The organism is Bacterioplanoides sp. SCSIO 12839 (assembly GCF_024397975.1).
Lineage (GTDB): Bacteria > Pseudomonadota > Gammaproteobacteria > Pseudomonadales > Oceanobacteraceae > Bacterioplanoides.
In genome coordinates this window covers 1945368-1958131 of sequence record NZ_CP073745.1, presented here as the reverse complement: position 1 = coordinate 1958131, position 12764 = coordinate 1945368, and the positions used below count along the sequence as shown (strand labels likewise).

The following is a 12764-nucleotide window of genomic DNA, read 5'->3' as shown; positions in this document are numbered from 1 at the left end:
CAACGAATTATGGCTGCTTTTGAATTTCAGGCGCTGGATGCTAAGGGCAAACAGCAAAAAGGGGTGATGGAGGCTGATAGTGCACGCCAAATCCGCCAACAGCTGCGAGACAAAGGCTGGATGCCGCTCTCAGTCGAGATTACTGCTAACAAGCAAAAAAATAGCGGTGAAGGTTTTTTCGCCAGTTTTTTGAACCAGGGGCCGTCTTTATCGGTACCAGAACTGGCATTAATTACTCGCCAGCTGGCAACTCTGATTCAGGCTGGATTGCCCATTGATGAATCCCTGCGGGCATTATCGGAACAAACCGGCAAACAAAAAATCAAAGCCATGATTCTGGCAATTCGCTCCAAAGTGCTGGAAGGCTATACATTAGCCAAAGCATTAGAAGAGTACCCGCGCGCCTTTCCACACCTGTATCGCTCTACGGTTGCTGCTGGCGAGCATGCTGGCCACCTGGACGGTGTCTTAAATCGCTTGGCCGATTACACAGAATCGCGTCAGGAGTCGGATCAGAAAATCAAATTGGCGGCCATGTACCCGATTATTCTGACCATTGTCGCAATCGGCATTGTTGTGGGTCTGCTGACCTATGTGGTTCCGGATATTGTCGAGGTGTTCGTTAAAAATGGTCAGGAGTTACCTGGGTTGACGCAATTTATGTTAAGCCTCAGCCACCTGATCAGCAGCGCTGGATTGTATATTCTCGCAGGCCTGATTATTGGTCTGATTGTTTTTAAGCGAGCACTTAAAAAAGACAGCTTTCGCCGTAAATATCACCGTTTTTTATTAACGATGCCCGGACTGGGTGGCTTTGTCCGTGACGCCAATACCGCACGCTTTGGTAGTACGCTAGCGATTCTGACTTCCAGTGGCGTGCCTCTGGTAGAGGCCATGCGTATTGCCAGTCAGGTGGTCACCAATATGCCTATTCAGTCGTCATTAACTCAGGCAACCGTAACGGTGAGCGAGGGCGGCAGCCTGAATCAGGCGCTTGCCGAAACCAAATACTTTTCACCCATTATGCTGCATATGATTGCCAGTGGTGAAAACAGCGGCGAGCTAGACGCCATGTTGGCGCGGACCGCCAAGCAGCAGGAAACCACACTTGAAAACACGGTTTCAGCGCTGGTGAAAATTTTTGAGCCCATGATGTTGTTATCCATGGGCGCCATTGTTGCGCTGATTGTCGCAGCAATTATGTTACCGATTTTAGAATTGCAACAAATGGTTCAGTAGGAGCAATTGAACGTGAAAAAAGTACCAACAATGAAAAATGCACGCGGTTTTACTCTGTTAGAGGTGATGGTGGTATTGGCCATCATTGGTGGCATCATGGCCTTAGTGGGAGCCAATATTCTGGGTTCAGCCAGTGAGGCAAATATTAAAACCACCAAGAGCCAGATGAAGTTAATTGAAAGCGCCCTGGACATGTACAAGCTGGATAACTTCCAGTACCCAACCACAGAACAAGGACTGGAAGCACTGATTTCCAAGCCATCCGGCTCACCGGAACCCAAAAATTATCGCTCCGGCGGCTACCTGAAAGGCAATAATGTCCCAACCGATGCCTGGGGTAATGAGTTTGTCTACTTCCGCGAAAAAGCCAATAGCTATGAAATTTTATCGCTGGGCGCTGATGGCGTCGAAGGCGGTGAAGAAGATGGCGCCGACATCAGCAGCAACGACTGATTTGGCATGAAGCGCTCGGGCAACAGCCAGTGCATGGGGAACAACCTCATGAGTAATAAGCGCGGTTTTACGCTGTTGGAAGTTTTGGTGGTACTGGCGATTATTGGCGGTTTAATGTCAATGGCGACACTCACTTCCAGTAGCAATCCAGCGCTGGATGAGACAGAGCAGTTTGCCCGCCAGCTTACCGTCCTGCTGGATGCTTATCGTGAAGATGCCGTTTTCCAGAATGTCGATTTTGGTATCGCCATGGATATTCAGGAGCTGGTACTGCTGTCATATCTTGACCCAAACAGCCTGCAGGCTCGTGCCCTGGATGGTAAAGAGCAGGCTAATCTGGCTAAAAACCCCTGGCAAGCTCACGCTGAAGGTCCGTTAAAAAAAGAACTTGAAGCACCAGAGTCTGTCGAGATGCGCTTGTTTGTTGAAGATACTGAAGTGGATTTTGATGAGTTGCTCGATGATGAAGAGGGGCCAAAACCTGCGCTGTTGTTTTTGTCTTCCGACGAATACACACCGTTTCGCCTGGAGTTAAGTCATCAACAGGACAACAGTTTTGTTATCCTGTTGAGCGGCGATGGTTTTAGCCAACTGATGATTCAGACCGAGCGATTTGAGGGCTGATGATTATGATGCGCTCTCAATCCATTCAATCTCCGGGCAAGCAGGGTGGTTTCACTTTGCTGGAAGTCATGATTGCCGTCACTATTTTTGCTGTGATCGCAACAACCATTAGCCAGACAACCAGCCAAAGTGTTGGCAACTTGCTGTACCTGCAAGATAAAACACTGGCTGCATTTGTTGCTGAAAATCAGCTCGCGGAGATACGCCTGGCACCTTTCCCCAATGTCAGTGACAGCAATGATGTGATTGATATGGCCGGTCGTGAATGGCGGGTCAATACTAAAATAGAAAACACCCAGCTTCCTGACACTCGCCGGGTAACCGTGTCGGTCGCTGACCTCAACGACAAAGAATCTAATCTCGCCACACTGGCCACCATTGTGGGGAAATATTAGTGAAACGATCGTTGTCCGGTTTTACCTTGCTTGAGGTTTTGGTGGCTGTCGCCATTACGGCGACCTTGGGTGTGGGTGCCAGTCAGCTGTTACGCAGCGTGATTGATACCAAAAGCGCAACCGAAGTGACGTCAGAGCAGCTGATCAGCCTGCAGCGCTTTAATCAGGTGGTCAGTCGCGATATGGAGCAGTTTATCAACCGTTCAGTGCGTGATAATTACGGTGACGAACAGGCTTCGTTAATACTCGAAAGCGGTGACTACCCGCTGGAATTTACCCGAGCGGGCTGGCGTAATTCGCCAGTCGCTCAGGATCCGCGCAGTACCTTGCAGCGTGTCGCTTATCGGCTCGAATCCATTGATGACGAAGTCTGTGAAAGTGCCAAGGCGCGTTTATTATCCTGGGGGGTTGCCGAGCCGGAGGCCGATTGTCTGGTGCGTTATTACTGGCGCGTACTGGATCGGGCGTCGGACTCTGAGCCAGTCGCTCAGGTTGTATTGGAGCAAATTGAGACGCTGGATATGGAGTTGCTGGTTGAGCGCCAGAGGCAGCAACAAGGGCAGGCGGCTGAAGCACAAGGCAGAGACTGGCAAACCAGCTGGCCACCCACAAGCCAGAGCAGTGATGTCAGCGTGCCATTAGCGATTCGCTGGCGCTTTGAATTACCGCGTTTGGGTGAAATAGAACGTATCTGGCTGATTGCCCATGATGGTGAATCCAATGCGGGTGGTTAATTACCAGCAGCAGAAAGGTCTGGCACTGATTATGGTGTTGCTGATCTTTTCTGTGGTGTCGTTATTGGCGGTTGCCATCATTGACCGCCAAGCCGTCAACATTCAGCGCAGTGCCAATATGTTTACCCTGCAACAGAGTCGGGCGTTTACCAATGCGGCTGAGCAGGCGGTCAGGGTTGGTTTATACCTGGACTGGAATGCCGACAAAGAAAAAGACCATGCTAATGAAGAGTGGACTCAGCCACGCACCTTTCCGCTGGAGCCAGGTAAGGTTTATCTGAAAATCACCGACGCCCAGGGGCGATTTAATCTCAATAGCCTGTCGGCAGGCGCAGCAAATAAAACACTGCAAACCCAGAGGTTCAGTAATTTATTAAACCTGCTTGGCCTGGATACACAGCTGGCGAATGCAACCGCACGTTGGATGGATAAAAACAGCCAGGTAGATGATATCTATGAGTCGCTGGAGGTGCCTTATCGTCCGGCCTACCAAAGCTGTAAGCATGTTTCTGAGTTATTACTGATCGAGAATTTTGACCTTAAATCCTATCAGTCATTGTTGCCTTATGTTTCCTGCCTGCCTGCTGAAGTACAGCTCAATGTCAATACGGCCAGTGCTGCTGTGCTGGCATCTTTAGACTCTGGTTTGTCGTTGCAGGATGGCCAGTCACTGGTTAGTGCGCGAGGAGAAGAAGGGTATGCCAGTGTTGATGACTTCTGGAATCAAAGTCTGCTGGAGCGATATACTCAGCCACAAGCCAATGATACTGATGCTGCCAACAGCAGTTCAGAAAACAATAACAGCAATAATACACAGCCCAAATGGGAAAAAAGTGATTTCAGTATTAACAGTGAATATTTTGAAATGTTCGCCCGGGTTGACCTTAATGAGCGCTACGCCACCAGCGAAGCGTTGATTAAGCGTGATAAAGCAGATGCTCGCATGACGACGATTTATCGGGATTATTCCCGTCGCGAAGAAAAACCGTCAGAGCAGACACTAAATACCGATACCAACAATAGTAATGACCAGTCGGATAACGGTTCGACCTGATCAGAGAATGTGACATGGAAACAAAAAAGGTACAGTGGCAAGCCGCAGAGGGCCGCTGGTTAATTGGCGATATTCATGCTGATTTTGACCATGACAGTCGCCCGCTGGAAAGCTGGGCAAGTGAGCAGCCGGATTTAAGTCAGGTACGCCTGGTGCTGTCTGCCACTAATTATTCAACACACTGGGTCTCCATGCCTGGTGTCAGTAATCGTAATTTGGCTAAAGCGCTGCCGTTTGCGTTGGAAGAATGCCTGATCAGCGACGTTGATAACTACCTTGTTGTGCCAGCAGGCAAGCAGGATAAAAAAGTTCGTGCTTATGTGGTTGCGATAGATCTAATCGAGCGTCTGATTCAGCAGTGTGAACTGCATCATTTGCAGGTGCGCGACATCATTCCTGAAACCCAATTATTGCCACAGCAAAACCTGCTGCGCCAACACTATAGCGGCTGGCAATTATTATTGCCCGGAACGTTTGAAGGCTGGATTCCGGCATTCGCCCTGACTCCGGTTCTGGAAGATCTGCTGTCGGAATTCAGCGCTGATCAGTTGAACATTTGGGCGGCAGGTCTGGACCAGGCGCAAATGGTGAAAACCACCATCGAAACCGGTTTTGCAGAAACCTTTGGCAATATTGATGTTCAGGCAAGCACTCGCAATTCTGAGCTGGATTCCGCTCTGGACAGTAAATTAGTCAGTCTGATGGTGGGTGACTATCAGGTTCGTGAACGCAAGGAAGATAAGCCCGCTGCCTGGTGGCGTCCTTTGGCAGCCATTGCCGCTGCCTGGGCTGTACTCACAGCCGGTTATTTATTTATCGATAATATCGCGCTGAAGCAGCAGGAGACGCAAGTCCGGCAGGCTGCCGTTGATTTATATAAGCAACTGTTCCCGGGTGAGCGCGTTCGTAGCCTGGATCGCCAGATGCGCGAAAAGCTGTCTGGTGGTAATAGTGCTGAGGGTGCTGGTTTTATTCAGTTAATTCATCGTGCCTCTCGTGTATACGCAGCCAACAAGGGTAAAAAGACGCTGCACTTTCAGTCGATACGTTTCAATGACCGCCTGAATGAACTGGTGGTTGAGGTGAAAGCCGGGTCGTTGTCGGAGTTGCAAACCCTCAAACAAGCACTGGAGCAAGAAGGCCTGACTGCAGAAGTGTCTTCGGCAACCAATGACAAAGACGGTGTTAAAGGCCGTTTGAAAATCGGAGGCGCAGCATGAGTCAGTTGGAACAATTGAAAGACCAGGTGGTCAATCACCCGCAGGTCAAAGCAGCACAATCCTGGTATGAAGCGCTTCAGGCGCGAGATCAGTTGATCGTTCGTGGAGTAGCTGTTTTTGTTGCTCTGGCTCTGGTCTTTCTTATGGTGTATGCCCCTTTGATTAAAGAGCAGCGTCAGCTGGAAAATAAACTTGAACGAGCAGTTGCCAGCTATAACCGTATTGCTGATAACGCTCACAAATTTGGCGGCGCTGCGGGAACTTCTTCTGGCCCTATATTGTCTGTGGTTACCCAGCAGGCGCGAAAAAGCGGCATTTTGCTGAGTCGATATGAGCAGGATGGCAAAGGTTTGCGTGTCTGGTTGGAAAAAGTGGCCTTTGATGAGGCCATTGAATGGTTGGAAAACTTACAGTCCAGTAATGGCATCCGGGTCAGCCAAATCAACATTGACCGCAAGGAAAATCCAGGCTGGGTTGATATACGAGCTACACTGACACCATAACATCGCTGTAACAGGCGGTTGAATGTATGAGTGTCATATCAGAGAAAGAGTGAATTGTATGAGTCGAGATTATGAGCTGTTAGTCATTGGTGCTGGTTCTGGTGGTGTTCGCGCTTCCCGTATGGCTGCAGCAAAGGGTGTTAAAGTTGCTGTAGTTGAAAACCGCTACCTGGGAGGCACCTGTGTCAATGTTGGCTGTGTTCCTAAGAAGCTGTTTGTTTATGCATCCGAGTACTCAGAGAAATTCAAAGAAGCTAAGGGTTTTGGCGTAGAAGGGCAGTTAAATAATTTCGATTGGCCAACACTGCGTGATAACAAAACCGCTGAAATAGGCCGTTTAAACGGTATTTACAACAACCTGCTGGATAACTCTGGCGTTGAAATCCTGAATGGCACCGCCAGCCTGAAAGACGCTAATACGGTTATTGTTAGCGGCGAATCCGGCGATAAAGAATACACCGCCGATAAAATTGTGATTGCCACTGGTGGCTGGCCGTTTAAGCCGGAAATTCCAGGTGCAGAACACGCCATCACCTCCAACGAAGCTTTCTATCTGGAAGCCTTCCCTGAGCGTGTGGTTGTGGTTGGCGGTGGTTACATTGCGGTTGAATTTGCTGGCATCTTTAATGGCCTGGGTTCAGACACAACGCTGATGTATCGCGGTGAGCAGGTGTTGCGTGGTTTTGACGAAGGTGTACGCCAGTTCGCTGCAGAGCAGATTGCTGCCAAGGGCATCGATATTCGTACCAATTCCGATATTGCCAGCATTGAAAAACAAGTCGATGGCACCTTGGTGTGTCAGCTGAAATCTGGCGAGGCTATCGAAGCCGACGCTGTGATGTACGCAACGGGTCGTCGTCCAATGACGGATGGTTTGAACCTGGAGCAAGTGGGTATCAAAGTACGCGACAATGGCACCATTATCGCTGATGACTTCTTCCAGACCTCAGTACCAAGTGTTTATGCGCTGGGTGATGTGATTGGTACGCCAGCCTTAACGCCGGTGGCCTTGGCTCAGGGCATGAAGCTGGTTGCCAACTTCTACGACGGCGACACCACACCGATGGATTACAGCAATATTCCAACCGCAGTATTCTGTCAGCCAAACATTGCTACCGTTGGCCTCACTGAAGAAGAAGCGGTGAAAGAGTTTGGTGATGATCTGTCGGTATTTGAATCCAGCTTCAAGCCAATGAAGCACACCATCAGTGGCATGCCTGAGCGCAGCATGATGAAGCTGCTGGTGCAAACCAGTACCGATAAAGTGATTGGTGCGCATATGGTTGGCCCGGATGCCGGTGAAATTGTTCAGGGGCTGGCGGTTGCCATTAAAGCAGGTGCAACTAAGGCCGTGTTTGACAGCACCATTGGCATTCACCCAACTGCGGCTGAAGAATTCGTCACCATGCGTACGCCGCGCGGTTAATTTGTATTAGTTCACGCGATTTACGCTAAGCGCTTAGTAGCCATACAAAGCCAGAACAGATTTATTCTGTTCTGGCTTTTTTATTGGCGTCGAGCAGCCGCTCCAGCATCTCATCCTTGCTCATCACCTGTGCTTTTAACGCGGTAATTTCCAGTTGTGCTTGCTGCAGGCGGCTGACTTCCTCATCGATTTTTGCGCTTAGTGTTTGGCTGTCGTTAGCGGCCAGAAGCTGTTGTTCTTGGTATTGCTGCTTCAGCTGCTGGTTGTTGTTCTGCAGTTGATCGTGCTCTAGCTGTAACTGGCTATACGATTGCTGGGTGCTGGTCAGCTGTTGAGTGGTTTGCTCGCTCGACTGTTGTAGTGTTTTCAGCTGTTGCTGAAGGTCCTTTGATCGCTGTTGAGTGTGACTATAATCTGCCTGTAGCTGCCCATTCTGATTGTTCAGTTGCGACAAGCTGGTTTGCTGTACACTGATGGTATGCTGTAGCGCTCGAATCTCCACCTGTAGCTGCTGGCGCTGCTGCTCATGCTGGCGAATATCCTGTTCACGCTGCTGCTGTACCGAATCCCGGTAGTGATTCAGTGCCTCACGGCTATGACGGTGTTTTTCTTCTAACGATTCAATCTGTTTTTGCTGCTCAATCTCGACGGCTGCGAAGCGAGCCTGGTGCTGCTGGCTGGTGTTCAGCTCTTGTTGCACGGCCTGTTTATCTGCCAATGCTTGATCTCTTTCTTGTTGAGTATGAGCAAGCTGTTCCTGGCAGGCCTGTAATTGCTGCTGTAGTTGCTGATTCTCTTTATTTAAATCCCCAAGGCGCTGACTAAACGCCAGTTGTTCCTGTTGGTGTTGCTGGTCGGCTAACTCTATGGCTTGCCTGGCTTCTTGCTGCAGAGTGTCTGCCAATCGGCCAACCAGCTCTGTGAGTGGCTGGCTCAATCGTGTGGTGCCGGATGAATCCTGACTGACTTTCAGCTCCTGCTCAATCTCCCGCAGATAGCGATGAATGGTGGATTTGGAGCCGGTATTTCCCAATACGACCCGTACGGCATCAATTGAGGGGTGTTTGCCCTGGCTGAGCAAGGTTTCCCGTGCCTGCATTACCCGCTGCTTATTTATTCCGCCTCTGGCCATGATTTTCACCGTTTTTCTGAAAGGGATTTTAATCTATTACGTACTGTATTACATACTACGTATTTACATTCTAAAAATCATAATAAATTTAAAATTGAATTTACTAAATTAACTTAAGATAATTACACATTATTAAATGTGAATAGCGAAAAGGTTTGCATAAGCCCTTGAAAAAGCTCAGCAATACAGCAGCAAATGGCTCAGTGGATATCGCCCTGGATGACTACCTGCATGCTGCCACCCGGGAAAACACCCGGAAAAGCTATCGCTCAGCGGTAGAGCACTTTGAAACAGCATGGGGAGGTATGCTGCCAACCACCTCGGAGGAGATAGCCCGCTACCTGGTCGCTTTTGCTGACAAGCATTCCGCTGCAACCTTGCGCCAGCGCCTGGCTGGACTTGCGGCCTGGCATCAGCAGCAAGGATTTGCCGACCCCACCAAAACGCCTTACGTAAAAAAGGTACTCAAAGGCATTGCCGAGCTTCACCCGACCATTCAAAAACAGGCGAAGCCGATTGAGTTGCAGCAGTTGCAGTTGATTGTGAATAGTCTGGAACAACCAGAAAGTGAGGCGGCCTCATCACTGACAGCACTTAGAAACCGATCTCTGTTGCTAATGGGCTTCTGGCGAGCCTTCCGCAGTGATGAGCTGTCGCGCGTCAGGTTTGAGCACATTCAGGTTGAACACAGCAGAGGAATGACAATTAACATTCCGAGAAGCAAGGGGGATCGAGGGGTGGCAGGCCAGCAGGGCAGGCAATATTTTGTTCCGGCGCTCAGGCAGCTTTGTCCGGTAACGGCCTATCAGGACTGGCAAGAAGCTTCTGGAGTGACCGATGGCCCAGTGTTTCGCAAGATAGATCGCTGGGGCAATATTGGTAGTCAGGAATTACATCCCTCTAGTATTACCCATATTTTGCGCCAGTGCTGTCGCGTTGCTGATATCAATAATACTGAAGCGTTTAGCAGCCACTCTTTACGACGTGGCTTTGCTAATTGGGCCAGCAGGCAAGGGTGGGATATTAAATCTCTGATGGAATATGTTGGCTGGCGCGATGTGAAATCGGCGCTGCGCTATGTGGATAGCACAACCCCGTTTGCGCCCGAGATGCTGCTTGAGCAGTCTCAGGCGGAGCTTGACTAAGTACTACTACCAGGCCTTAGCCGCAAAATACCAGGCGCACACTATCGAGAATCAGTTGCGAATCACGGATCGCGGCCAGCACCTGGTCACGCTCTTGCTTAACGGCATCAACCAGCTGCGCCGGAATATTCGGGTTCTGCTGAGATAATGCCTGTAATCGCTCCAATCGAGAGTCGAAGGCTTCTTCTGCCTTGGCTTCAGCGCGCGCCACCATCTTGCTTAATTGGCCTGCGCCCAACTTCTCTAGCTTATGGATTAGCGGCTGGACCTCATCCGTTTTTTGCTCAACCAGGCCGCGAGCGGTGCCTTTTTTCAGTGGCAGGGCGAAGCCTGGTAACGACTCAGGCTCATTCACCGCCAGATCACCTTTGGGTGTCATCATCAAGTGCATGGCATTCGGTGGCAGATAACGCTCAACTTGTAATGCTTTTGGTGCCGCGCACTGGGCAACAAATTGCAGCTGAATAAAACAATCGCCGGTCTTATGACCATGGTCTTCGATATAACCGACGGCCGCATTGCCTGAAGGGCTGCTGACAATCAACTCCAGCGCCTGATCGATAAACGGGTGCTCCCAGCTCAGGAATTGCACGTCGTCGCGTGACAGGGCCACATCACGATTGGTGGTCGCCATAAAACCATCTTCCGGCAGGTGTGGCATATCCGGCACCAGCATGTGATCACCCGGTGCAATGGTGATGCACTCACCACCCAGATCGACCAGATCCAGACCAAAAGCATCCGCGAATAACTCAATAAAGTCGTTTAGCTCCGCCTCATCTTCAATATGGGTAATGGTCATTTCCTGCGCCAGCTGGCGTGCCCGGGTCGGATGGCAGGAGTGCAATTCAAGCAGACGGTCACGGCCATCTTCCAGTGCCTGCAATAATTCATCCCGTTCGCTGCTGAGCTGATCCAATAATGGAGCAAGATCATCCTGACTCAGCAAAGCTTGCTCAATCGCTACCTTGTGTTTTTCCAGCAGCGGTTGAGCGGCCGGATTCGGGCGTGAGAAGCTGTCTAAACCATCATTCAGAAGCTGCGCCCAACGACCGCTGATGTGGTTTTCAAATGCCGGAATATGAATCTGAATATCGTGCTTCTGACCAATACGATCCAGTCGACCAATACGCTGCTCAAGCAAATCGCAATTAAATGGCAGATCAAACAACACCAGATGATGGGCGAACTGGAAGTTACGGCCTTCGCTACCAATCTCAGAACACAGCAGAATGCGTGCGCCCTGGTCGTGGTCAGCAAAGTAGGCCGCAGCACGATCGCGCTCAACCAGGTCCATATTTTCGTGGAATACCGCAGCTGGCGTGGCGTGTATCTCCCACAGCAATTTTTCCAGATCGAGTACGGTCTGCGCCGAATGACAGATCAGTACGATCTTATCTTTCTTGTGCTGCGACAGAATATCCATCAGCCAATCGCAGCGTGGGTCGCTGTTTTCCCAGCCATTAATACCTAACTCAGGGAATAGCCCCTGTTCAACGCTGACCGGCAGATCATCAACAAAAGGCGGTGCGGGCAGGTAGTTGATTGCCGGCAGGCGCTGCGGGAAACCGCTTACACCGTGGCGGGTATTACGGTACAGGGCGCGACCTGGGCCGCGACGGTCAATCAGGGTTTCCAGCTGCTTGGTACGATCATCGCTATCAGCCATGTCTGGCAGCAGGGCGGCCAGGGCATTTTGTTGCTCTGCGGTTAAAGCCGCATCGCCGGTTAATGCCGACGCCAGTTCAGCAACCGGTTGATACTGTTGCTGCTCATTCAGGAACTGCTCCAGGCTTGGATAACGTTCCGGGTCCAGCAGGCGCAAGCGAGCAAAGTGACCATTAATGCCCAGCTGTTCTGGTGTTGCAGTCAACAGCAGTAAGCCCGCTGTTTTAGCCGACAGCTGATCAACTAAGCCATAAGCGTCATCATGACCGTCTTCATCCCATTCCAGGTGGTGAGCTTCGTCAACAACCAACATGTCCCAATCGACCGACAGCATTTGTGCCGCCACTTCCGTTTGTGTCGCAATCGACAGCGGGCACAAGAATAGCTGGCTATCAGAGAACATATTGCTGGCTTCACCTTCCATCGCCATCAGTTTGTTTTCAGCAACCATAGCGCGATCAACAATAGTGAAACGCAGATTGAAGCGGCGAATCATTTCGACCAGCCACTGGTGCAGCAAATGATCTGGTACCATGATCATAACCCGCGAGATGCGCTGTTGTAGCATCAGGCGGTGCAAAATCAGGCCAGCCTCGATGGTTTTACCTAAACCCACTTCATCGGCTAATAATACGCGGGGAATGGCATCCTGAGTGACTTGTTCTGCAATATATAACTGGTGTGCTAACAGCGACGTCCGACCACCCAGTAAGCCATAAAAAGGGCGTTTACGTAGTTTACTGAGTTGCTGCAGGGCGATTTGACGCAACTCATACAAATTGTTGTTATCAATCTGACCAGAGAACAGACGCTCGGTTGGCTGATTCAGCTGAATTTGGCCACTCAGATGTGTTTCTGGCACAAAACGGTCTTCATCACCATAGAAAATGATGTCGTTTTGCTCCTGAATTTCACTGATGGTGATGCTAGTGCCGTCTTGCAGCGGGATAACATCGCCCACTTTAAAACGAACACGGGTCAGCGGGGCACCTTCTTTGGAGTAGGTGCGAACATCGTCGATAACCGGGAAATACACGGTCACCATTCTGAAATCAACATCCTGAATTAACCCTAAGCCCAAATCCGTCTCGGCTTCACTAATCCAACGCTGACCTACTGAATACATGGTGTCACGATACCTGCTTGCTGCTGAATGAAAAGGGCGCGAAGT

The 12764-nt window shown here is 50.2% G+C and carries 12 protein-coding genes; 10 read left to right on the top strand and 2 right to left on the bottom strand.

The window, feature by feature from the left end:
• Positions 1-9 precede the first annotated feature (9 nt).
• Genes gspF through gorA form a run of 9 tightly spaced genes read left to right on the top strand, consistent with a single transcriptional unit; the run spans position 10 to position 7648 of the window.
• Positions 10-1239, top strand: a complete 1230-nt coding sequence (gene gspF / locus KFF03_RS09055; protein ID WP_255856579.1) for a type II secretion system inner membrane protein GspF — start codon at positions 10-12, stop codon at positions 1237-1239.
• Between the two features lie 30 nt (positions 1240-1269).
• Positions 1270-1692, top strand: a complete 423-nt coding sequence (gspG, locus tag KFF03_RS09050) for a type II secretion system major pseudopilin GspG (RefSeq protein ID WP_255856578.1) — start codon at positions 1270-1272, stop codon at positions 1690-1692.
• A 48-nt stretch (positions 1693-1740) separates the two neighbouring features.
• Positions 1741-2316: a type II secretion system minor pseudopilin GspH gene (gene gspH / locus KFF03_RS09045; RefSeq protein ID WP_255856577.1), complete on the top strand. Its 576-nt coding sequence runs from the start codon at positions 1741-1743 to the stop codon at positions 2314-2316.
• 5 nt (positions 2317-2321) lie between these two features.
• A complete protein-coding gene (gene gspI / locus KFF03_RS09040) occupies positions 2322-2711 on the top strand; it encodes a type II secretion system minor pseudopilin GspI (RefSeq protein ID WP_255856576.1) in 390 nt (129 codons plus the stop codon).
• Entirely contained in the window at positions 2711-3445 is a 735-nt protein-coding gene (gspJ, locus tag KFF03_RS09035; RefSeq protein ID WP_255856575.1) for a type II secretion system minor pseudopilin GspJ, read from the top strand. The genes gspI and gspJ overlap by 1 nt, the downstream gene beginning before the upstream one ends.
• The gene (gene gspK, locus KFF03_RS09030) at positions 3417-4499 is read left to right on the top strand and encodes a type II secretion system minor pseudopilin GspK (RefSeq protein ID WP_255856574.1); all 1083 of its coding nucleotides are present in this window, start codon (positions 3417-3419) and stop codon (positions 4497-4499) included. Before gspJ ends, gspK begins: the two co-directional genes overlap by 29 nt.
• Before the next feature lie 14 nt (positions 4500-4513).
• Positions 4514-5719, top strand: coding sequence for a type II secretion system protein GspL (gene gspL, locus KFF03_RS09025; RefSeq protein ID WP_255856573.1), 1206 nt, complete (start codon positions 4514-4516; stop codon positions 5717-5719).
• Positions 5716-6222: a type II secretion system protein GspM gene (gene gspM, locus KFF03_RS09020; RefSeq protein WP_255860794.1), complete on the top strand. Its 507-nt coding sequence runs from the start codon at positions 5716-5718 to the stop codon at positions 6220-6222. The genes gspL and gspM overlap by 4 nt, the downstream gene beginning before the upstream one ends.
• A gap of 58 nt (positions 6223-6280) precedes the next feature.
• On the top strand, positions 6281-7648 hold the full coding sequence (gene gorA, locus KFF03_RS09015; RefSeq protein ID WP_255860792.1) for a glutathione-disulfide reductase: 1368 nt from the start codon (positions 6281-6283) through the stop codon (positions 7646-7648).
• A 61-nt stretch (positions 7649-7709) separates the two neighbouring features.
• Here gorA and KFF03_RS09010 read toward each other — a convergent pair whose 3' ends face one another.
• Complete coding sequence (locus KFF03_RS09010; RefSeq protein ID WP_255860790.1) at positions 7710-8780, bottom strand: DNA-binding protein; 1071 nt, start codon at positions 8778-8780, stop codon at positions 7710-7712.
• Positions 8781-8983: 203 nt separating this feature from the next.
• Here KFF03_RS09010 and KFF03_RS09005 point away from each other — a divergent pair, with 203 nt between their 5' ends.
• On the top strand, positions 8984-9925 hold the full coding sequence (locus KFF03_RS09005) for a site-specific integrase (protein WP_255860788.1): 942 nt from the start codon (positions 8984-8986) through the stop codon (positions 9923-9925).
• Positions 9926-9941: 16 nt separating this feature from the next.
• Here KFF03_RS09005 and rapA read toward each other — a convergent pair whose 3' ends face one another.
• Positions 9942-12719: an RNA polymerase-associated protein RapA gene (rapA, locus tag KFF03_RS09000; protein ID WP_255860786.1), complete on the bottom strand. Its 2778-nt coding sequence runs from the start codon at positions 12717-12719 to the stop codon at positions 9942-9944.
• Positions 12720-12764 lie beyond the last annotated feature (45 nt).

Coding starts and splice junctions, on each gene's coding strand:
- KFF03_RS09010 (WP_255860790.1), bottom strand. CDS start 8,780: ATGGCCAGAGGCGGAATAAATAAGCAGCGGGTAATGCAGGCACGGGAA.
- gspI (WP_255856576.1), top strand. CDS start 2,322: ATGATGCGCTCTCAATCCATTCAATCTCCGGGCAAGCAGGGTGGTTTC.
- gspG (WP_255856578.1), top strand. CDS start 1,270: ATGAAAAATGCACGCGGTTTTACTCTGTTAGAGGTGATGGTGGTATTG.
- gspF (WP_255856579.1), top strand. CDS start 10: ATGGCTGCTTTTGAATTTCAGGCGCTGGATGCTAAGGGCAAACAGCAA.
- rapA (WP_255860786.1), bottom strand. CDS start 12,719: ATGTATTCAGTAGGTCAGCGTTGGATTAGTGAAGCCGAGACGGATTTG.
- gspK (WP_255856574.1), top strand. CDS start 3,417: ATGATGGTGAATCCAATGCGGGTGGTTAATTACCAGCAGCAGAAAGGT.
- gspM (WP_255860794.1), top strand. CDS start 5,716: ATGAGTCAGTTGGAACAATTGAAAGACCAGGTGGTCAATCACCCGCAG.
- gspL (WP_255856573.1), top strand. CDS start 4,514: ATGGAAACAAAAAAGGTACAGTGGCAAGCCGCAGAGGGCCGCTGGTTA.
- gorA (WP_255860792.1), top strand. CDS start 6,281: ATGAGTCGAGATTATGAGCTGTTAGTCATTGGTGCTGGTTCTGGTGGT.
- gspH (WP_255856577.1), top strand. CDS start 1,741: ATGAGTAATAAGCGCGGTTTTACGCTGTTGGAAGTTTTGGTGGTACTG.